This is a genomic window from Legionella adelaidensis, assembly GCF_900637865.1.
GTDB lineage: Bacteria > Pseudomonadota > Gammaproteobacteria > Legionellales > Legionellaceae > Legionella_A > Legionella_A adelaidensis.
Window position 1 is genome coordinate 16,981 of the sequence record NZ_LR134428.1, and the last position, 21,580, is coordinate 38,560.

Below are 21,580 nucleotides of genomic sequence, written 5' to 3' on the forward strand. Positions count from 1 at the left end.
ACAGGTTATCTCAATGGAAAAAACGTATTCTCCTCAGCAAATCGAAGAAAAATGTTATGAGAAATGGGAAAACCACCATTACTTTGAGCCAAAAGGAACGGCTAAACCTTTTTGTGTAATGCTGCCTCCGCCTAATGTCACCGGCAGTTTACATATGGGCCATGGCTTTCAACATACTTTGATTGACGCTTTAATACGTTACCAACGCATGATGGGAAGACGTACCCTATGGCAACCGGGAACCGACCATGCCGGAATTTCCACCCAACTCGTAGTAGAAAGCCAATTAGAACGCGAAGGCCTTTCACGAAAAAACATGACGCGGGAAGAATTCTTACAACGCGTTTGGCAATGGAAAGAAGAATCTGGCGGAACCATTACCCGACAAATGCGACGTATTGGGTCTTCCGTTGACTGGTCCCGTGAACGCTTTACAATGGACGAGGGGCTATCAGCTGCTGTTCAGAAAGTATTTGTGCAACTATACGAAGATGGCCTTATATATCGAGGAACCCGATTAGTAAATTGGGATCCTAAATTGGGTACTGCTATTTCTGACCTGGAGGTACTTTCAGAAGAAGAAGACGGATATCTCTGGCATATACGTTATCCCATAGCTAATTCCAATGAATCCATCGTAATCGCAACCACAAGACCTGAAACGCTCTTAGGCGACACTGCCGTTGCCGTACATCCGGAAGATCCCCGCTATACACATTTAATTGGCAAAGAAGTACAACTCCCGCTTTGCGATCGTACTATTCCAATTATTGCCGACGAATACGTTGATCCTGAATTTGGCAGTGGATGTGTAAAAATAACACCGGCTCATGACTTTAACGATCATGAAATTGGTAAACGCCATGCGCTTCCTATGATTAGTATTCTTACTAAAAAGGGAACTATTAATAAAAATGCTCCTATTGCCTATCAAGGAATGGACCGCTTTGTAGCCAGGGAACAAATTATTACTGATTTAGAGGCACAGCATTTATTAGTAAAAACAGAGCCTCATAAGTTAAAAGTTCCGCGCGGTGAAAAATCGAATGTAATTATTGAACCATTACTTACGGATCAGTGGTATGTAAAAACTCAGCCTTTAGCGCAACCAGCTATTGAGGCCGTAAGGAACGGGGAAATAAAATTTGTTCCTGATAATTGGTCTAAAACCTATTTTCAGTGGATGGAAAATATTGAAGACTGGTGTATAAGTCGCCAACTTTGGTGGGGACATCGGATCCCTGCCTGGTATGATAACCATGGGCATGTTTACGTAGGTTACAGTGAAAAAGATGTGCGCTTTAAATATAAATTAGATGCCTCCGTTTCATTAAAACAAGATGAGGATGTTTTAGATACGTGGTTTTCCTCGGCGTTATGGCCTTTCTCTACCCTCGGCTGGCCAGAGCGTACTCCTGATTTAGAGCAGTTCTATCCCACTTCTGTACTTTTTACAGGCTTTGATATTATCTTTTTTTGGGTAGCCCGAATGATTATGATGGGCTTAAAATTTACTGGAAAAATCCCTTTCAAAGACATCATTATTACCGGCCTTATCTGCGATAGTGAAGGCAAAAAAATGTCCAAATCCAAAGGCAATGTTTTGGATCCATTAGACATCATTGATGGTATCGAATTAGAGGCACTAGTGGCCAAACGTACTGACAAATTAATGCTCAACTCCGTGCGTGATAAAATTATCAAAGCGACTAGAAAACAATTTCCAGAAGGCATACCAGCTTATGGGAGTGACGCACTGCGCTTTACGTTCTGCTCTTTAGCCTCTACTGCAAGAACGGTTCGTTTTGATTTAAACCGTGTAGAAGGATATCGAAATTTTTGTAATAAACTATGGAATGCAGCCCGTTATGTATTGATGAGCACAGATGAAGAGCGCATCGATTTTGGGGATGGTGCATTCCAATATAGCCCCGCTGACCAATGGATTCTATCTAAATTACAACGGATAAAAACAACTTGTCATTATTACTTTGAAACGTACCGTTTTGACTTGTTAACCAATACTTTGTATGACTTTGTGTGGCATGAATATTGTGACTGGTACTTGGAACTGTCAAAACCCGTATTAAATGATGACGAGTCTTTAGGTTCTATGAAAAGAGGTACCAGAAGAACCCTCATTCATGTATTGGATCAAATATTAAAATTACTCCACCCCATCATTCCTTTTGTGACTGAAGAAATTTGGCAAAAGATAACAAAATTAACCAGTGAAAATGGTGAAACCATTATGCTAAGCCAATACCCACTGGTAGAAGATGAATTTATAAATGACCAGATTGAAGAAGAGTTAGAATGGGTTAAAAAAATCATTCAGTCGGTTAGAACAATCCGCAGCGAAATGGGAATAAGCCCTGCGAAAGTAATTCCTCTCAAACTTCGTAATGCTAATGAAATCGTTAAAGAGCGCGTGAATAAATACAGTGCTATTCTGCAAACGCTAGGTAAAGTTCATAATATTCAATGTTTAGCCGCTGAAGAAACAGTTCCTGCATCAGCAAGTGCCGTAGTGGGAGATCTGGAGTTATTAATTCCCATGGCAGGCCTCATTGATAGAGAAGCTGAGTTACAGCGATTAGCAAAAGAAATTAGTAAATTAGAAAAAGATATTTCCTTAGCCGAAACAAAATTAGGAAACCCCGCCTTTACCGACAAAGCACCAGCCGAGATCATTGCAAAAGAGCAAGAAAAATTAGCACAAGCTAAAGCGGCTAAGGAGAAGTTGTTAAAGAACAAGGAAATGGTGGAAGGATTATAGATAAGAAAATGGAAAATTATTTTTTTAAAACTATAATTTAACAGGAAGAATTTCAAGGAGTTAATTATGAAAAAAAGTTTTTTTGCGCTAACAGGAAGTATTTTATTGATTTTATGTTCTCCGATTAGCGCTAAAAACGTTAATGCAAATGATGGCAATAACGTAGTAAAAAGTATTACGCTAAAACCCAGTACCCCTTCTTCAGACAAGAATTTTGATATCGTGGTGAAGTTATCAAATGGTGAGACAGTCACTAAAACTATTTCGGAAGAAAATATTGAACAAGTCAAAAAGGGTAATGAGGTCAAATTGAGTCTTGATATATTCGGTTAAACCTTACAATATATTCCTAAACCAAGAGTAAGCAGGCTTATTCTTGGTTTATCTCCCGATCCTAATGAAATTTATATGAACTTTATGTATAATTGTAGTTCTTTTTCGCAGCTAAGTTATTTATGACTCCTCCAATTAAAAAACCAAACCCATCTGCCACTAATTTAATGAAAGTGCAAAATTTAGCCAATAAAATCGTTAATAATAAAGTATTTAGAGACATCGCCTATAGTACATATCAACTTTCATTCCCAATGAATTTAGGTATAGCAGCACGAATATATTATAAAGTTGACAATGGGAATGTCATTCTATACGTCGCAATACCACTTTCGTTAATAGCGAGCGGATTAGGTGCTTATACCGGCAATGAAATTGGAAAATATATAAATAAAAAAGGTTCGCATGACCAAAATTTACCAAGCAAAGTAGTGAGGTGGAGTCCAGGCCTTTTTGCGGGACAACTAGGATTAATGGCTGGTATTCAAGTATATGCAAACTTAGGCCCTCATATTATAGATAATACTTTAGCCAATAGAATATTAATGACCCTTTCTGGTTTATTTGGTGCAGGGCTTGGATGGAAGTTTTCTCCAAATGAAAAAGGGTGGGCTTCTTTCATTCTCCCGAAGATTGCTCCAGAAGGCTTAAAAAACTCTTTTCCTGAATTCTCTCTAGCTCAAAAAATTTTAAAGCATTCTATGCTAGTCATGCCAAGCATAAGAACAATAAATACATTAAATTTTGCTGTAATATTCTATACCTCGTCAGGCCAAGAGCTAAACAGAACATATGACTTAGGAGTTTATACAAATATAATTGGACTAAGTTTAGGTCTATTAAATTTAGCGGCTTTTAAAGGCAATAAGAATTACTTAGGTGATAGAAATAAAAATGCTCTCAGTTACTTAACACATTCTGTTTATATTAGTATTGGTTTAAATTTCTTAATTACACTTATTATGCACCTTGTAGGTGACCCCGAGGATGCAGAAAAACTCGATCTAGGCGGCTTTCTCTATCCAATGCTCGTTCTTTCATTAATCCTTGGTGTTGCCTTGCCATATGATCAACACGAAATGCAATCAATCACTCGCGATGAAGTTCTCAATGAGCACGTTAGAATTATCGAAGGTCAAGAAATGGAGTCGCTCGAAACCGGATCAAGGTCGGAAGCATCTACAGATAGTTCAGACATTTCTTATGATATAAACTCAGATCAATCAACGCCACCGCGTGAAAAACATTCTTATGGAAGCCGAGGCACTGTTTTTATTGAAGAGGTTCCTATTGATACCCCAGTAGGTGTACAAAAAATACTTTCTGTATCTAATAATAGAAATTTATTATTCAATGCTAATTTAAAAAGTACCATTAAAAATGGTGATGCAACATTATCGCAACCCCTATTAGATCCAGAGGCTACACCTGAAGAACCCGGGGTTAATTTTCATTAAAGTAAAGTGAAGAACCAACATAAGTAGCGATCCGTAAGACGTCAGCTATCATATGTTCGCAGATGGAATCTCTCGCCAACGGTTCAAAAAATTATTTTCAAACTGAATTACTGGAGGGTGCGGACAGCGAATAATAGCAATATCTAGAGTTATTAAAATGATACTTGGCTGTATTTTGAAATGTGCTCATTCTTGGCACACAATCTAAATTATAAATATAACTTAAAGATGAGGCCGAGCAGCATGCGTGGGCTGCGATAATTGCCTAGTCATTTCTTCAATTTTACTTGTACTGACTTCATCAAGCCGGCGGATAGCCGCTAAGTCCATCGAAGGCAGGCCATCCTCTCGCCCCCATCCCGGCGATTTACGGGGCCTCAAAATACGGCTGGCCCGTATTAATGCATACTCAGAAAAGCGAGACGAACTAAACAGAGAAATCATGACAGAATTATAAAAATCTGTAGAACGTATAAATTTACCATTGAATTGAGGTAACGGATAAAAAGGGGTAGCAGGGTCACAATAGCGCTGCAACATATGTATTGGGAGTAAGCGCTGTAGCCCACCAATTAACTCGTTGCAGGCGTGACGCTGCTGAAAGGTACGATCGCTGCCATCAACGTTAATTTCATAATAAGTATCATAGTCCTGATAAGCAGTGCAAAGTGGAGTTATATCAAAATGATTTTCGGTGCGCGTTTCGGTAATACTTGTTGTTGTACCATCGGGGATGCCTAATGCATCCAGGTTAGGCTTGTCATAGACATGGGTATACGTTAAACCGCCGCCTGCATCAACAGGAGTAGTTACTTGTTTATATTGTTCTAAAGCGCTGCTCGGATTGCATCGCCTGCTTCGGTTTCTGGTATGCAATGAAGCATCATCTCTATCATTTTAAAATCTTTAGCCCAAAGCGCATATTCAAAGGCGGTGATATTTTCAAAAGTGCGTCCCGCCCAATCCGTGACATCGCCACGCTCTAATAAAAATTTAGGAGATTTTTGCAATAACTCTTTTGCGTAAAGGTGCGATTTAAATAAATTGCCTACATCACTGGGTTTAACAGGGATATTGGCTTCCTTGCTTTCCATACCATACGCTACTGCTAAGAGTAATTGATTAGTAATTTTTCTTATTCGAGTGGTATCTGCTTCTCTATGAAACCGTGAAGTGGCGCCATAAGCGCCTCCGGTTACATATTCAGCAATAACACTAACAACATCCGCAATATTACCTATCGTTTCACTATAATTGGAATGTGTGTTTACGGCCAGTTCCGGTTCTATAATCACCGGTTCTATTATAGTGTAAATATATTGTTCAAATTTCGTCTTGAAAAACCAGGATGCTTTGGCCCATTGAATTAGTTGCATAACTCGATTTTCATCGGGATTTTTTCTATATCCAAATAAACCCCACGCTAGTCTGGGGGCAGATAGCCAAAAACCTGCTTTTTTATACCAGGGTAATTGATTATATTGCTTCATTAATATTGGATAACCATGATAAGGGGTTGGCATGTGATTTTTGTCTCGATTTATAAACCCCCACATCTTACTATAATCACGCATTGTGATCAACTTTAAGTCAATTACAATGCCATGCAATATTTTTTTTCTACTCGTTTAATCATTTCACGACAGCGACTAATTAACCCCACCTCTCTACCTTAATTGTGGATTTGACAAGTTTGCAGTAAAATTTCTTCCTTTTTATTTCTGCAAAAATTCAGGCTTTTAACGCGAATGTCACAGTTTCCGACGTATAGTAACTTTCTTACAGTTCCAACCCCTCAGGAATGGCTACATTTAGCTAACAAGCAGTTACCGTTATTATTAATCGATCATGCTCATTGTGAGCGCAAAGCAGCAGCCAGTGCTATTCATTTCATCAGTAAATATCCAGAGAAAAAAGAATTAGTAACTGTAATGTCCCCTCTCGCAAGAGAAGAAATGCTGCATTTTGAAAAAGTAATTGAGCTGGCGAAAACAAGAGGTGTAAGTTTTGGTCCCTTACAACCATCTAACTATGCTCAAGCACTACACAAAAATGTCACTGTTCGTTGTGGCCATGAGCGGTTACGCGATCAACTCATTATAGGGGCGATAATCGAAGCGCGCTCTTGTGAACGCTTTGCCTCGCTCGTTAATATTTTAGAAGATAAAGAGCTGGCAAGTTTTTACACACACCTGGCCAAAGCAGAAGCAAGACACTTTCATGATTATTTAAACCTTGCTTATTTATATGGAGAAAATGTAGACAAACGGGTTAAAGAGTTTTTGGAAATTGAAGCAGCGGTGATTACAGGAAAAGATACATTATTTAGATTTCATAGCGGGATAATGTAGTTTGGCATGGGGCTCCCGCACGCGCAGCTTGCGAGCATGTAGGATACCTGCAGTGACCCCGCCAGAAAGAAGCCAGATTAAAAGAAGGTTTTGGTAAGATCTAGATGAAACAAGCCTTCTGGCTCATTTATCCGTTTGTTCAATAAAAGGTGACGATACTTCAGGCTGCAAGGCTCAAATTCTAATTGGGAATAGATACCTTAGCTTGTGTTAAATTCTTAATCAATACAGGCAATTGCGTGAGGCTGGTGGTGTCTTTTTGTTGTTGGATGCGCAGTAACTCTGCTTTCCATGCCTTGGAATTCGCCAGTCCATGCATTAAATTAAAAAGTGGTTTTAAAAGTATGCTAAGTGGAGCTGCTTTCTCAAGAGCTTCTCTAATATATGCTACATATAGAGAAACCACTTCCGCTCGGGTTAACATCCTGTCCTCAGGGAAAATTGCTTTATGGATTTCAGCGATTGCATACGGATTATCACACACCAAGCGCCCCAGCATGACTCCGTCAACATGTTCTAAATGGTCTCTAATATCGTCTATTGTTTTAATGTTTCCGTTAATTACTACAGGAACATGGGGTAAATCTTTTTTTATTGCATATACATAATCATAATGTAAAGGTGGGATAGTACGATTTTGTTTGGGGCTTAACCCTTTTAGCCATGCTTTACGAGCATGCACAATTAATTTATCACATCCCGCCTCTACCAGATGAAATACAAAATTGGAAAAAAAAGAATAGCTGTCTTGGTTATCAATACCGATTCGTGTTTTCGCGGTTACTGGAAGTGATACTGATTCTTTTAAAGCCTTAATACACTCTGCAACATGATTGGGCTCGGACATGAGGCATGCACCAAATTTTCCAGCCAAAACACGATCACTGGGACAACCCAGATTTAAATTAATTTCTTTAAATCCCAGTTTTTCTGCTTTTTTAGCACATTCTACCAATTCAGAGACAACCGACCCACCTAGCTGCAATGCCAAAGGATGCTCAACCGGCTGATAATATAAGGCCTTTCCAGGGTTATTAAAAATTGCACCGGGTGTCTGCATATCTGTATAAAGGAGTGCTTGCGGGGCAAGCAAGCGCATAAATATGCGAAAGTGCGTATTCGTCCAATCAATCATAGGAGCAATCGCAATTTGTGAAAATAAAGATGAATAAGTCATTATCAAATTTTTTATAAAATATAATCCTAAATTATAAGTCATTTACACATTGATTAAAATATGTACTTCGTGATAATATTAAGCTCTTAATATTCTCTTAAGAATAAATTTCCAAGATGCTAAAATTTACTGTTGCTAAAATATGAAACTATCTGCCGCTTGCAAACAAAATTTACTCTCCCATGCTAAAAAAATTTATAGCGCTTACCTTGCCTTGGATTTTTTTAAAAATGTTAAGTTAGGCACTGCACACCATCCTGCCTCATTACAAGATATTTGTCTTGCTGCCATAGAGACTAATAAACTGCAACAAACTTTACAAATTGAAGGTAAAGTATATCAACTTACACTTACACCTACAGCGACGGGCTATGATGTAAAATTTGGCCAACCGCTAGGACAACCAGCGGCCCAGTGTAAAAAAATATCTCATTATACCAATAGTGAAATAGTGGATTTGTTAGCCAATCAAACTTTTCATTTACATCGGACCGATGAAGGTTACGCTTTATCAAATACCCTCGACTCAAAAAATACTATTGGGGGTCCTGGCAAAATAGATTTATACCGCTCTCATTTGGTTACTCTGCACAATATTATTGAAAAAATAGATTCCGAGAAAGATATTAGTAGTCTTCTAGTAGCGCTCGCCACGGGATCGGGAAAAACTTATGTGCAAGCATTGTGGATGTATATTCTTTATCTTTCAGGAAACAATGGAATATTTGGAGTTCCTGACAAATTAGTAGCCCAATTTAGGGATGATATTCAATTACTATTACCGGGTACCTTTATGCAGGATCTTGTTATTCTGCGAGAAAAAACGCCTGCACCGGAAGCTACTTCTACTATAGAAAATATTAATCAATTAGAAAGTAACAAAATAATTTTAGGGTCCAGCGAACAGCTACTTGATCAGCATTATCAGCACTTATTAGCAGCAGATAAAGAAAAAACTTTCCTCAGCTTTGATGAACAACACCTGTTAATGAATTCTGAACGCCGTCGCGTTCGTTTGATAGAATTGGCAAAAAATTTGTTAACTATGTTTTTATCTGCGACCCCAAAGCAAGAAACTTACAAATTGGCTGGTAATAAACCTGTAGCGATTATGTCGAATGGTCAAAAGCAAGAAGCGGGCCAGGGCCAATTTCCCGTTTTATTGACTAATCACGCTCGTAATATTTCGGATAAAAATACTTTCCCTCATTTTCGCTTTTGGCAATCTGATTTTTGGCAAGTGGTAATTAATAAATTTTTATTAAAATTTACGGATACCATTCAACCGGAATATAGTTCAGCCGCTGCTTCGATTATTGAAGACTTGCCTTTTTATTTTATTCGCAAACCAAACGAAACATCCATACGGTGGAAGTTACAAGTGCCCATGGCACGCAAACTTTTATGTATTGTTGATGACAACGAATCCTTAGTTAATTTTTGTCATGCGCTGGAAAAACAAGAAAAGAAAATCTATAAGAATGGCAATATAGTCGATCGCCATGATGTCTCTGATTTCTTTCAGCTTCCCGATGCAGAAGAAGATGTTATTCAAGCAGAAAGAGAGAGACGTACAGAGAAACACAACGAAAAATTGGAATCGAATGAATATGCCCTGTTAAGCAGACTTAGCCAAAAATCCCTTTCTGAACAATTAAAATGCAATATATTTCACAACCTTATAGAGTATGTGCTCACCGATGTCACTGGGTTAAGTCAAATTGAACATAATCGCTTACGTAAAGAAAATTATAACGATTTTGTAAAATTGGTTATAAGCAAATTTCAAAATAGGGACGCCGAATATTATAGACAAAAATTAGTCCAACAAATCGACCCTGACGGAGCGGCACAATTAAGCAATCTATTGAGCTTTCTTTCTCAATCTATGCATACAGCTATTACACAAGCCAGTAGAAAGTTGACCACGAGCAGGCTACATGCATTTATTGACAATTGGGGATTAGATGATGGATTGTATGAAGACTTAATGTCGGAGTATCCTTTCTCCTCTAATTTTACAGATTACGCCCATTCGCATTTAGTTTTGGGTGTTATGGAAGGTATGCAAAGGGACGAAACCCCTATTGAAGATTCCAAACCATTTCTCGGTTTAAGCCAAACAGTTTATTCACTGTATGATGGCGACGGTTTAGCCGTAAAAGATGCAAAAAAACGCCAGAGAACATCTTTAGAAATTTTAAATGACCAATCGAGAGAATCACTTTTTACTCCTAATTATTTAGACGTCACTGAAGTGCAAGCTGACAATTATTTTCGTCTAGGCTTTGTTGGGGTATATGTTAGTAACAAAAAAACCGAGGGCTTTAGTGATAAAAATTTACATACGGTAGTCAATGTTTCTGAATCTTCTTCAAGCCTAACCAATAGCCCTGACAAACTTATTCAGGGCATAGGAAGAAACAGGGGATTGGACGATACCGTTGTGCCAGCATATATACATGCTTTAGGCAGAGGACAATACTCGCAGTTTGATTTAAGAAACCTTAATAAAAAAGATTACTACCCCGATTTATTCAAATCCCAAAAGAAATTCCAAAAACAATACATTGCTGTTTTAGGTGAACAGGTCGGCAAGGAAATTATAGCTTGGTATTATGCCAATATGGAAAGAGATGAAACTATTAATCCTGACGTATTAAAAAGACAAATTTTAAAATTTATTGCTAGTGCCCTTCGTGAATTGAATAATCAAAATTGCCATAATATTAAACTGAGCCGTGGGCAATTGAGTAAAGTAGTTGCACAAGCAACGAAAATCCTGCAAGGCGAAGTTAAAAAAATTAAAACACCTTATAAACTTACCTTATTTATTAGGGGCTTTGGCGCTTTACTCAATTTTTTAAGTGAATGCTATTACTTTTTCAAACGCTTTCGTGTTTATCGTGAATTGGCCCGTTATAAAAAATCGCTTCATAAAATTGAACAGGAACAAGCGACAGTTGATAAAGTTTTTATAAAAATTTTGGAAAATAATAATTTTAAAAAATTAGTCTCTCATACTTTAGCCGCTAAAGAATTCAAAGATTGGTTATCCCGCAAAGCAATTGTCGCTGAAGAAAAGATTAAAAAATATATTGACCTATTTTTACAAGAGAAGAAGCAAGAAACCCTAAAACTTCATTTAATAAATACCATTTTTCCTGTACTAGGAAAAATGGTATTGCAAGAGAAATCTGAACAGGTTATTGCTGCTCTGAATAACATGGATGTCCCCTTAGCTTTTATTAATAGTAACGAAAAATTAATAAAAGAAATCTTTGATTTTGGACTTAGCCAACCGGATAAAGAGACCAAAATTCTCGAACTACTTAAAAAAGTTCCAGGCTTGGAAAACCTCACTTTAGAAGATATTGTTTATTTCCCGCAAAAAGTAGCTAACAATCTGGAAAAACTACAAAAACCATTTGAATATATTTTTGAGAATGCACCATTAAAAGATAATTTAAAACGATCCTTGGGACACTATTTAAAAACCACATTTGTGGGACATTTAAGTGCTTTTTTTGTCTATCCAGATGTTATTAGAGCAAAAGATGCGCTTCATCAGGAAAATAAAGCCGAGGAATTTATAGAGTATTGTTTACAACGACTTAAAGCAGGTACACCCTTCGAGGTACGCGCTATTTTGGGGTTATTTAAAGATTTCTTTCAACTTGAAGATTTTGAGACCCAAGACAAAAAAGCAGAATTGTTAGGTACACAGTTTCAGACATTACAAGCCCATTTATTAGACAATCCTTTCCCTTATCTCAATAATGAAGCGCTGTTGCGAGTTGCACAGCTTATTCAAACTGGACTCATACCTTCTTTAGTCAATGCTTTTCCCCTGCAAATTCGTCCTATGCTTATGGGTGCCGCAACGATAGAAAAAATTAGGGATATGTTATTAACAAATGGGGGTACGCTTTTACAGTTGTCTCGAGATAATAATCCTCAGTTACCTGTTAAAGTGTTTGAGTATTTAGGGGTTCCACAGCTTCCGCCCATGATAAACCCCGAAACAGAGATACAAAAGCTAAGTGAATTAATTGCCCGAAAAGGCCATGAAATTGCAACGACTAATAAAATTTTATTTTTATTTAAAGGTCCAAAAGCACGTATAAAAGAATTTCTTCTAAGTGACGAATTTCTTCAAGCTATTTCCATTGTTTTACCTTATACCTCTTGGCAAGCTTTATGTGACATTCTACGTGATGGGCGAAATAGCAAACAGGTAGATGCTGTGGTTGACGCTCTTTTTGAAAATTTACAAGCAGGTCAGCAGCTTTCCGGGGATGTTTTTTTAAGCTTAATTAACGAAAAATTTAACTGCAATTTTTTATCTACCCCCGCCAGTCTTGCTGCTTTCAAGCAACAAATGCAAGATGTAATGCAACGCTTTTCTACGGATCCACATGTTCTTAATGAGGAAGCAAAATCACAATTTGTAGGATTGACAGAAGAGGGACTGCTCCCATTATTAGCCACTTTTATTAAAGATGACAGGCAAAAATCAGAGTTCCTCACTATGTCTCGTTCGCCCGAGCAGTTATTAGAGTTTACTTATAAAAATAAAGATTTATTAGGTGAGCTCACTCATAAAGAAGGAGAAGAGCGGAAAGAAATTGCTCTCTCATTAATCAATCAATTAGTACCGCCTTCCTCTCATTTACCTGTTGAATCCGTTTTAGATGTACAATCCCATGCATTACAACATGCATCTATTTGTGAGCAAGAAATTAGAGAAGTTACGATAAGAACTTTTATCACGAGTGAAGAGTTTAAATCGTTTACAGCTGACTTATTTAATCCAGAAGATAATGCATTGATATTAGCGGTATTAGCAAATCCTGATACCGTTACGGTAATAACCAAAAAATTAAGTACACATTCTGGCATCGATAAAAACCTTATTCTAGATGTACTAAGATCCTCTGACGCCTCTTTAGAGAATATAAAAACTTTAAACCAACGACTAGACGATGTAGGTGATTTTTTCCGCGAACTTGATAAACTTGAAAACTCTCTTGATAAAAATAAAGTAGCCCAATTACTTGCCGAGTTATATTCTGAAATCATATTTCACCCTAATTTTGGCACCACTATTGCTAATCTCGTTGGTTTCTTAAATGAAAATGACTTTGCTGTTATTCTTGATGCAAAAGGAGTTAAAAACCCAGGGGAAGAAGCTAAAAAGCTTACCCAATTATTAAAAGTTATTGCGTCTAAAGACAAAGAGGGTCTGCAACAATTCATGACTTTTACAAAAGACGATAAGTTTGAATTTGACAACTTACCAGCAAAAAAAATATTAGATAACTTAACCAAAGTGATAGAAGAAGTATTTGATTGCCATTGTCATTTAAACCACCACGACAAAAAAGGTGTGCAATTTACGGTTCCACGACCCCAGTTATTAAATAAAATTTCTTGTAACTTAGGCGATATACAAGTTGAAGCCTCTTATAGCTTCTTTGGCTTATTCTCCAGAAGGATATTTTTCCTTCAGGGAATTAAGAATGGTCTTTCCATGACTTGTAAAATTAATGCGGATTCCAATAGCCATAAAGTTAAAACTTTAGAAACTATTCAGCGAAACATCTTAAACCCATTGTGGTGGAGTTTAAATGTTTTTAATATAACCCATGGACTTACTCGTTTTGTAAGTTACCTTAGTCAAAAAATTACTAACTTGCGGTTTACTTTAATAAACGGTTGTAAGGCAGTCGCTAATGCATTTTCACGTAAACCGGGGTATATTTTAACTCAAAAAAACGAAGATAGTGTGGACTTCAAGGAAACCACCTTTGATTACTCCTATGAAGTTAATCAGCTAACTCCACTCACTCCCCAAAAAGCGGCAGAAACAACCTGCCCTCTAGACGTGGTCATGGGAGTCGAGGATTTTGTTGAAAAAAGACCCACACGTACGCGTTTTTTTGACAGAATGAAACCTCAAATTGTTGATGGTGTTGAGAGTATACGTGTTGTACCTTAACTATTTTGGCACAAATTAAATGGGATTATTATGAGCCTTCCAGAAAATGCGTTTACCCAAGTTGAAGCTTATTTACTGAGCCTGCAAAATTCTATCTGCGAAGCGTTGGAATATACCGACGGAAAAGCGAATTTTTTAACAGACTCGTGGGAACGTAGTCAAGGCGGCGGAGGTATTTCAAAAGTTTTGAGTAATGGAAATGTCTTTGAAAAGGGCGGCGTTAATTTTTCTCATGTATTTGGGGAACAACTACCCTCTTCTGCTACTGCAAGTCGGCCTGAATTAGCAGGAAGAAACTTTCGGGCCATGGGCGTTTCTTTAGTCATTCATCCTGATAATCCTTATGTTCCTACTGTTCATGCAAACGTCCGTTTCTTTACTGCTTTAAAAGAAAACGCTGATCCAATTTGGTGGTTTGGAGGGGGATTCGATTTAACTCCTTATTATGGTTTTGAGGAAGATTGTAAGTTTTGGCATCAAAATGCCAAAGCCGCATGTGATCCTTTTGGCTCTCATTTATATGAAGAATTTAAAGAATGGTGCGATCGTTATTTTTATTTAACACATCGCAATGAAGCCCGTGGTATTGGCGGGCTTTTCTTTGATGATTACAATGCAATCAGCTTCGACCATAGTTTTGGCGTAATGAGAAGCATTGGGGATCATTTTATTAAAGGTTATGTACCCATTGTAGAAAGAAGAAAAGAAACTCTATTTGGCGAGAGGGAAAAATCCTTTCAATTATATCGGCGTGGAAGATACGTAGAGTTTAATTTAATCTACGACCGAGGAACCCTATTTGGTCTGCAATCCGGGGGCAGAACGGAATCTATTCTGATGTCTCTCCCCCCTGTTGTGAACTGGGCTTACAATTGGCAGCCAGAGAAAGATTCGGAAGAAGAAAAGTTATATACCCAGTTTTTACCTGTGCGTGCCTGGATATAGACGGCAGCAAACTAATAATCCTTTCAGGATTGGTAGTTGTGCCGTTGGCACCAACCTACAATAAATAAGCTAATAATAATGCGGCCAGAATGTTTAATATCCCTAAGATAAGAAACACGCCTATTATTGAGATATTCAAGTATAAAAAAAACATTACTAACAGCGTTCCTATAACCATAAAAAAAGCATTGGTAATGTTATTGGTTGCAATACATCGAGCCCGCAAGTGGCCTTCCGTCAGTACTTGTAAATAAGTATAAAAAGGGACCAAAAATACTCCACAACAAACTGCTGCCAAGAAGAAGTCTATTACTACCCGAATATTCGCCCACAGGTGAAAAAACACAAGGAAGGATTGAGGCTCTTGAGGTACGTTTGTGGGCGTGGCAAAGTAAAGATCAATTATAAAAAACGAAAGAATCAACATAGCGTGCGGTGTATATTTCAGGGTGATTGCCCCCTTTAAAACATAATTGATAAAAAGAGAGCCTACAGCAATTCCTATAGAAAATAAGGCAAGAAATAAAGCAAAAATTGTGCTTTGCGCATGCAGTACATAGTTAGCGTAATCAGGAAGTTTAGTTAATATAACTCCACCTACTAACCAGAACCATGAAATTCCAAAGACCACAGGAACAATTTTTGCCTGCTTTCCCACCTCTCGCAACATGCGTCGGGTTGCACGCCATGGATTCCAAACGATTTGCAGGTTGTGAGTATGCGATGTAGTAGGGGGAATAAAACAACTTGCTATAAACCCCACCACTGCTATGCAAATAATTAACAAAATTGCATTAAATGCCCTTTCTCCAGTTCCCGCAATACTTAAAGTGCCTAAGGTTGTCCCCAATAAAATGGCTATAAACGTGCTCGATTCAATCAGTGCCGTGGCACCTAATAGTTCTGTTTTTGGCAAATGATCGGGCAAAATGGCATATTTTACAGGACCAAAAAAAGTAGAATGGATGCCCATACCCGTTAAAGTAATCATCATTAACGTGATATTCCCCGAATAGAGTGAAAGTCCGCCTAAAGTGGTCAACACAATTTCTAATAATTTAATGATGCGTGTCAGTACTGCTTTATCATATTTGTCTGCCAATTGTCCTGCAGTACCTGAAAATAAAAAAAAAGGAAGTATAAACAGTCCACTAGCAATGGCTTGATAATTTTCAGATTGAATTTGCGAGCTACTTAAATGATAACTAATTAAAGTCAACATAGACATTTTAAATGCATTATCATTAAATGCACCAAAAAATTGCGTCAGAAATAAAGGCAAAAACTTTTTTTTCTGCAATAAATAAAAAAGCGGCGCTGCCATACATATCCTTTATTTGGAATGCTTCATTGCCCTTTTACTTAAACTGGCAATTAATTTCTCCAAACTATGTTCGCTGGGAGTACTCTCTGCACTTATAGCATTAATTCGCTGCTCGGCATAAGCTTTTACTTCTTTATCCGGCAAGATATAAAAGGTTTTTTTTTCAATTTCGCGCATTATAAAGTTGGCAACTTCTGCAACCGGTCTACTTCGTTCCATTAATTGAGCGACTATTTGACCTAATTGGCTGGGGTCTTTTTCCAATGAGTGAGCAATTAAGTTGGTATTAGTAAAAGAAGGACAAACTACAGATATATCTATAGGAACGTTATGTTGCTGCAATTCAAAATACATAGACTCTGAAAATGCCAGCACCCCATGTTTAGAAACAGCATAGGGGCCCATATAAGAGCCACTACATAATGCATAAACGCTGGCCATATTTACAATGTGGCCTCTTTGCTCTTGCGCAGTCATTCGAGCCAGGAACGCATGTGTGCCATTAATCACTCCGAATAAATTAATAGCAATAATCCGATGAATTTCTTCTAAGGTAAGTTCCCAAAATGGAGCCAGGCGACCGCTAATGCCAGCATTATTGATCAGCAAATCCACGCGCCCAAACTGCTCAAAAACTTGGTCCGCTAATTTTTTAACATCACTAATGATGCTTACATCGCAAAGAATACTTTGAACTTTATTGGAGAAAGCTGATAGAGAACCAAGCGTTGTGGAGATGTTATGGGTGGCTATATCGGCAATAACAACATGCATGTTGTTCATTAAACAGGCTTCTGCTAATGCCAGCCCAATCCCACTTGCTCCACCTGTAATTACCGCTACTTTTTGCTCTTCACTCATTCTCTACTAGAACATCTTGCGCTTTAAAACCTTTTGGCCCTTTGTCTAGTACAAAACTAACTTTGTCATTCTCATGCAATGTTTTAAAACCTTCACCCTGGATGTCTTTATAATGAACGAAAATATCATCGCCATTTTGATTGATAATAAATCCAAATCCCTTCTTTTCATTAAACCACTTCACTTGTCCTACTTCTCTTTGCGACATCCGCATCTCCTTTTAAACAATAATTCAGAACGTATGTTCACTTACTATTCTATTTCCATTTATTCCGTCAGGTCTTATACTGCTACAAGACGACCATATAACTTAACATACATTTTTATGGAGTGTTAACGGTTTTTTTTAGTTTTTTAAAACAATGGCCAAAATGGAAAATATAAAAAAAGAATTTATTGAACTCGCTTTAGAATATAAAGTTTTACGCTTTGGTGAATTTAAATTGAAATCAGGGCGTCTAAGCCCCTATTTCTTTAATGCAGGGCTTTTTTATACGGGCCACTCTTTAAAGAAGGTAGGGGAAATGTATGCTAAAACTTTACTAGCAAAGAAAATCTCTTTTAATAATCTCTTTGGCCCGGCATATAAAGGATTACCTCTTGCTACCGCCACCGCTATTTCTTTATCAGAAATGGGTATGGATGTTACTGTTACCTTTAATCGTAAAGAAGCCAAAGATCATGGCGAAGGTGGAATACTTATCGGTGCCCCGCTATCAGGGAATACCGTCATCATTGACGATGTTATTACAGCCGGTACCGCGTTTAGGGAAGCCAAAACTTTAATTCAATCTCATGGAGGAAACTTAAAAGGCGTAATCATTGCATTAGACCGCTGCGAAAAAGGTCAAGGAAATAGCTCCACTGTAATGGAAATCGAGAATCTCGATGTAACAGTTGTTTCCATCATTACCTTCTTTGATTTATTAGACTATTTAGAAGAAAAAAATCAAACTGAGCAGGTACAACACCTACTCAGTTATCATAAACAATATGGGGTTAGAAAAGATATTTAGCTTGTTGGCGATCTTTGGGTAGTAGTTCGTGCCACTTTTGCAGCTGGCAGATGGTCATTCGATGAACTACGGGGTCCTAAAAAACTGCCTCTTACTTGGCTAAGGCGAATAGGAGTATCCGTGGGATGGGCTGGTGTTGCTTCATCATCGGAGGTGTCTGCGTCTAATACCGAGCTTTGTCTAATCCTTGCCCTGGAAGGTGTAACTCTTAAAGAAGGAGGAGTTGCTTCTCTTTCACTATCCGAATTCGCCGCACCCATTGCATCTAAAAGACCATTAATCGCTCCCTGTACTTTTTCAATTTTTTTAGTCGAGGAACCCAATTTTCTTCTCAAATCATTGTTTGCCATAGCTTGTTCATGATAGTCCCGCTGTAGCCTAGTCATATCTCGAGTGATGCTATTCATGTGCTGCTCAGCTGCCTCGGCTTTTTTATTCGCCAATTCTATACTGTAACGCAATTCAGCAATTAGGCTCTCTCTTTGTTCTAATTCTTCTCGTAACTTAAAATTGCTAGACTGCAGCCCCTCTATTTCCTCACTTTTCCCTGTTAGTTCTTTAACAGTTAAATCATAAGAGGCGGTTGCAGCTTGATATCTTGCTTCCGCTGCTTGCTCTGATGCGCTCTTTTCTGCTAATTCTTGCTCTAACCGCCCACATTTAGTCCGCAAGCTAGTTAATTCACTTACAAAATCTTCAAGGGTCGTCTTTCTCAAATCAGGCATTACCCTTTTACGTTGGCTGTATCTTTTTATGTCATCGAAAGTTAAAGCCAACATATCTCTCTCTTGGCAAAATGCCACCCTATTTTGCCACTCAGGACTATCACAGTAGTTAGCAATGTATTGACGACTATTGAAAATTTCTTGCACCCCGCACCGTTCTGCCAGAGCAATTAAGTCCCTAATATAAGAAATTTTTTTATTAAAAATCAGCTTACTGGTAACTCTCTCCCCATCTTCACGTAAAAATTTATTTTTCATGAAAGTAAGAAGCTGTTCTAGTTGACGATAATATGAAGGGCCAAGATCTTGGGTCAAGCTTTCAGTTACAGCAATTCTATGTAAAATAGATCGCGAATTAATCGTACGAAAATTTGCTAGTTCTTCAAGTTCTTGGGCATCCAACGCAATAAAAAGCTGAATTTCATCTATTGAAAAACCCAAACAACTTTCCTGTAAATTATTTACCAAACTTAATGTATGTTCTTTCATCAAAACCTCTAGTAAGTAGCAGCTATGTCAATAGTATTCATAGCAAGATTAATGGGTTTCCCATCTCGTAAAACAGTTAGGGTTATTTTCTCCCCAACTTTAATGTCAGTTAATAAGTTGTACAGTGTATCATAATTTGGTACAGAATGACCGCTTAGGGCAACAATAACATCCCCAAGCACTATATGGCCAAAATGATTGCGGTAAGTTGGCTTAAGACCTGCTTTTTCAGCGGGGGTATCAGGAAGTACGTCACCTATTAGAACGCCTTTTTGTATACCTAATTGCGAAGCAATGCGCGGTTCTACTCGTTGAATGCCAATTCCTGCTAATACTACACGCCCATTTTTTATAATTTGTGAAGCGATCCGGGCAATATCATCTGCGGGAACAGCAAAACCTACGCCTGCAGAAGAGCCCGATTGTGAAAAAATAAGCGTATTCATACCAATTAAGCGCCCAGCACTATCCAGTAAGGGTCCACCTGAATTACCGGGATTAATCGATGCATCGGTTTGAATCATGTCGCGAATAGCAACCCCGCCTATTCCCGGCATTTGTCTTCCTACTGCAGAAATAACACCGATAGTTAAACTATGATCAAGACCAAAAGGGTTGCCAATAGCAATAGTTTTTTGCCCAACCATCAAATCATGGGTATGTGCAATTTCAAAGGGAGTAAATGATTTCAGTAAAGCAAGTGCTTTTGGAGACTTTAGTTCTAAAACCGCAATATCTTTGCGGGGTTCTGCGCCAATCACTTTTGCGGGAAAAGTGCTTTTACCAATGCTCACTGCTACCTTATCGGCATCTTTTATCACATGGAAATTAGTAACAATATGCCCTTTATCGTCCCAAATAATTCCACTACCTGCTCCTGCAGGTACTTCCATAGGTCGTAAAGACCTATTTAATACAGTTGCCAAGCGATGCACAAAAATCACCTTAGGGGACGCTTTTTGAAATACCTCGATGGTATTACGCTCATCTGGTAATAATCTATTTAGATCGGCAGCTGAAGAGACGGCTGTAGTAAAAGAAAAGAATAGAAATAAAAATAAACGTTTGATTTTCATAGAAAAATACTCCATGTTTGCACAATGAAATGACTTAAAAATTGTTTCAAAGTGTAAAATTTCTGTATTATATCTTATTTATGCCCAAGATGGCAAATAAAAATTTATTTTTGTGAGATTTATTTGGGGATATTTTAAAATTTTTAAAGACCCATCAACATGCCCTGTTCTAAATTCTTACCCGTCAGAAGACCAGGGGGTATTTATAAGGGAGAGGAAACAAAAATCTATATAGATAACTCTGGGGTTTTTTCGTTTTCTTTTTCTATTTCATCCTTTGCTTCATTAATATCAGCTTCGGCATTTTGCACTTTTTTACGCGCCTCGATTTCCTCCACGGCCCTATCGGGTGAAATATTCCTGGATCTGAAAAAATCGAGAAGCATCCGTAAAGGGGATGTAATGATTTTGAAAGAATCTGTACCCGCATCAATGGATTTCGTGGCAATATGCTCCGCAATTTCATTATGGCGCAAATAGATTTTCTCTAGCACATTGCTATGACTTTGATAAATAGTATCTAAAATTTGATTACGTGATTTTTCTTGATCAGTTAGATAGCCTAACAGCTCTCCATGAGCATCCCAAATAGCAGAACGTCTCGCCTGGAGTTGTTGCAACTCGCTATCATAAAATTTTATTTCCTGATCAATTTCTTGTTTAAGCAAATCACAGGCCACTTTCCTCTCTTGATTATGCGCACCATCAATAATTGCCGAAGATTCTTTAGCAACAACCTGCGTATAACGAGTAATAAGAGCCATTTTTTTGCTTAGGATTTCTTCTATTTTTTGATCAATGTATTGAATCGCCTCTTTATTAACACCCAGGACTTGATAATGCGAGTCATAGCGCTTTCCACTTTCCAGCTGTTTTCGTAGTTTCTCAAGCTCTCTGGTTTCCTGAGCAAGAGCACGGTGCTGCGCTTTATCATTCAGATTTTTATCACGACTCAATAATATTTGACGAATAAATACTGAAAGAGCTGTTACTGCACCAAAGACAACTGTCCCTATAATTGCTATTGCTACAGGCTCCATAACCCA

General features: G+C 37.9%; 16 protein-coding genes. 7 read left to right on the forward strand and 9 right to left on the reverse strand.

From position 1 onward, the window contains the following. Positions 1–13: 13 nt before the first annotated feature. The 3 genes from EL206_RS06055 (at position 14) to EL206_RS06065 (ending at position 4,569) form a co-directional block, all read left to right on the forward strand. Positions 14–2,779 (forward strand): valine--tRNA ligase, encoded by a 2,766-nt coding sequence (locus EL206_RS06055; protein WP_058461876.1) that lies wholly within the window; start codon positions 14–16, stop codon positions 2,777–2,779. Positions 2,780–2,845: 66 nt separating this feature from the next. After that, positions 2,846–3,112: a hypothetical protein gene (locus tag EL206_RS06060; protein ID WP_058461875.1), complete on the forward strand. Its 267-nt coding sequence runs from the start codon at positions 2,846–2,848 to the stop codon at positions 3,110–3,112. A 122-nt stretch (positions 3,113–3,234) separates the two neighbouring features. Then, entirely contained in the window at positions 3,235–4,569 is a 1,335-nt protein-coding gene (locus EL206_RS06065) for a hypothetical protein (RefSeq protein WP_058461874.1), read from the forward strand. A 222-nt stretch (positions 4,570–4,791) separates the two neighbouring features. Here EL206_RS06065 and EL206_RS06070 read toward each other — a convergent pair whose 3' ends face one another. Continuing rightward, positions 4,792–5,445 carry a hypothetical protein gene (locus tag EL206_RS06070; protein WP_131739699.1) on the reverse strand — a complete coding sequence of 218 codons (654 nt, stop codon included), beginning with the start codon at positions 5,443–5,445 and terminating at the stop codon, positions 4,792–4,794. Then, on the reverse strand, positions 5,397–6,143 hold the full coding sequence (locus EL206_RS06075; protein ID WP_141117165.1) for a hypothetical protein: 747 nt from the start codon (positions 6,141–6,143) through the stop codon (positions 5,397–5,399). Before EL206_RS06075 ends, EL206_RS06070 begins: the two co-directional genes overlap by 49 nt. A 174-nt stretch (positions 6,144–6,317) precedes the next feature. Here EL206_RS06075 and EL206_RS06080 point away from each other — a divergent pair, with 174 nt between their 5' ends. Beyond that, entirely contained in the window at positions 6,318–6,920 is a 603-nt protein-coding gene (locus tag EL206_RS06080; protein ID WP_058462786.1) for a MiaE family protein, read from the forward strand. A gap of 181 nt (positions 6,921–7,101) precedes the next feature. Here the strand turns inward: EL206_RS06080 and dusA are convergent, their stop codons facing one another. Beyond that, a complete protein-coding gene (gene dusA / locus EL206_RS06085) occupies positions 7,102–8,097 on the reverse strand; it encodes a tRNA dihydrouridine(20/20a) synthase DusA (protein WP_084758887.1) in 996 nt (331 codons plus the stop codon). 142 nt (positions 8,098–8,239) lie between these two features. Between dusA and EL206_RS06090 the strand changes: the two genes are divergently transcribed. Both EL206_RS06090 and hemF read left to right on the forward strand, forming a co-directional pair. Beyond that, a complete protein-coding gene (locus EL206_RS06090; protein WP_058462787.1) occupies positions 8,240–14,098 on the forward strand; it encodes a DEAD/DEAH box helicase family protein in 5,859 nt (1,952 codons plus the stop codon). Between the two features lie 30 nt (positions 14,099–14,128). Then, positions 14,129–15,043, forward strand: coding sequence for an oxygen-dependent coproporphyrinogen oxidase (hemF, locus tag EL206_RS06095; protein WP_058462788.1), 915 nt, complete (start codon positions 14,129–14,131; stop codon positions 15,041–15,043). 55 nt (positions 15,044–15,098) lie between these two features. On the opposite strand, the gene EL206_RS06100 is transcribed toward hemF, so the two are convergent. Genes EL206_RS06100 through EL206_RS06110 form a run of 3 tightly spaced genes read right to left on the reverse strand, consistent with a single transcriptional unit; the run spans position 15,099 to position 17,436 of the window. Further along, a complete protein-coding gene (locus EL206_RS06100) occupies positions 15,099–16,367 on the reverse strand; it encodes an MFS transporter (RefSeq protein ID WP_058462789.1) in 1,269 nt (422 codons plus the stop codon). A 9-nt stretch (positions 16,368–16,376) separates the two neighbouring features. Next, on the reverse strand, positions 16,377–17,228 hold the full coding sequence (locus tag EL206_RS06105) for an SDR family NAD(P)-dependent oxidoreductase (protein WP_058462790.1): 852 nt from the start codon (positions 17,226–17,228) through the stop codon (positions 16,377–16,379). Beyond that, complete coding sequence (locus tag EL206_RS06110; protein WP_058462791.1) at positions 17,221–17,436, reverse strand: cold-shock protein; 216 nt, start codon at positions 17,434–17,436, stop codon at positions 17,221–17,223. The genes EL206_RS06105 and EL206_RS06110 overlap by 8 nt, the downstream gene beginning before the upstream one ends. Before the next feature lie 163 nt (positions 17,437–17,599). Between EL206_RS06110 and pyrE the strand changes: the two genes are divergently transcribed. Next, positions 17,600–18,244 (forward strand): orotate phosphoribosyltransferase, encoded by a 645-nt coding sequence (gene pyrE, locus EL206_RS06115; RefSeq protein ID WP_058462837.1) that lies wholly within the window; start codon positions 17,600–17,602, stop codon positions 18,242–18,244. On the opposite strand, the gene EL206_RS06120 is transcribed toward pyrE, so the two are convergent. The 3 genes from EL206_RS06120 to EL206_RS06130 all read right to left on the reverse strand — a co-directional run bounded on the left by EL206_RS06120 (position 18,241) and on the right by EL206_RS06130 (position 21,574). Then, complete coding sequence (locus EL206_RS06120) at positions 18,241–19,458, reverse strand: coiled-coil domain-containing protein (protein ID WP_058462792.1); 1,218 nt, start codon at positions 19,456–19,458, stop codon at positions 18,241–18,243. The two genes, pyrE and EL206_RS06120, sit on opposite strands and share 4 nt — an antisense overlap. An 8-nt stretch (positions 19,459–19,466) precedes the next feature. Beyond that, positions 19,467–20,534, reverse strand: a complete 1,068-nt coding sequence (locus EL206_RS06125; protein WP_058462793.1) for a S1C family serine protease — start codon at positions 20,532–20,534, stop codon at positions 19,467–19,469. Positions 20,535–20,761: 227 nt separating this feature from the next. Further along, positions 20,762–21,574, reverse strand: a complete 813-nt coding sequence (locus tag EL206_RS06130) for a hypothetical protein (RefSeq protein ID WP_058462794.1) — start codon at positions 21,572–21,574, stop codon at positions 20,762–20,764. Positions 21,575–21,580: the final 6 nt, after the last annotated feature.

Excerpts from the sequence above, each read along its gene's own strand:
- EL206_RS06060 (WP_058461875.1), top strand. The coding sequence starts at position 2,846 with ATGAAAAAAAGTTTTTTTGCGCTAACAGGAAGTATTTTATTGATTTTA.
- hemF (WP_058462788.1), top strand. The coding sequence starts at position 14,129 with ATGAGCCTTCCAGAAAATGCGTTTACCCAAGTTGAAGCTTATTTACTG.
- EL206_RS06055 (WP_058461876.1), top strand. The coding sequence starts at position 14 with ATGGAAAAAACGTATTCTCCTCAGCAAATCGAAGAAAAATGTTATGAG.
- dusA (WP_084758887.1), bottom strand. The coding sequence starts at position 8,097 with ATGACTTATTCATCTTTATTTTCACAAATTGCGATTGCTCCTATGATT.
- EL206_RS06080 (WP_058462786.1), top strand. The coding sequence starts at position 6,318 with ATGTCACAGTTTCCGACGTATAGTAACTTTCTTACAGTTCCAACCCCT.
- EL206_RS06090 (WP_058462787.1), top strand. The coding sequence starts at position 8,240 with ATGAAACTATCTGCCGCTTGCAAACAAAATTTACTCTCCCATGCTAAA.
- EL206_RS06125 (WP_058462793.1), bottom strand. The coding sequence starts at position 20,534 with ATGAAAATCAAACGTTTATTTTTATTTCTATTCTTTTCTTTTACTACA.
- EL206_RS06110 (WP_058462791.1), bottom strand. The coding sequence starts at position 17,436 with ATGTCGCAAAGAGAAGTAGGACAAGTGAAGTGGTTTAATGAAAAGAAG.
- pyrE (WP_058462837.1), top strand. The coding sequence starts at position 17,600 with ATGGAAAATATAAAAAAAGAATTTATTGAACTCGCTTTAGAATATAAA.
- EL206_RS06075 (WP_141117165.1), bottom strand. The coding sequence starts at position 6,143 with ATGCGTGATTATAGTAAGATGTGGGGGTTTATAAATCGAGACAAAAAT.
- EL206_RS06065 (WP_058461874.1), top strand. The coding sequence starts at position 3,235 with ATGACTCCTCCAATTAAAAAACCAAACCCATCTGCCACTAATTTAATG.
- EL206_RS06120 (WP_058462792.1), bottom strand. The coding sequence starts at position 19,458 with ATGAAAGAACATACATTAAGTTTGGTAAATAATTTACAGGAAAGTTGT.
- EL206_RS06130 (WP_058462794.1), bottom strand. The coding sequence starts at position 21,574 with ATGGAGCCTGTAGCAATAGCAATTATAGGGACAGTTGTCTTTGGTGCA.
- EL206_RS06100 (WP_058462789.1), bottom strand. The coding sequence starts at position 16,367 with ATGGCAGCGCCGCTTTTTTATTTATTGCAGAAAAAAAAGTTTTTGCCT.
- EL206_RS06105 (WP_058462790.1), bottom strand. The coding sequence starts at position 17,228 with ATGAGTGAAGAGCAAAAAGTAGCGGTAATTACAGGTGGAGCAAGTGGG.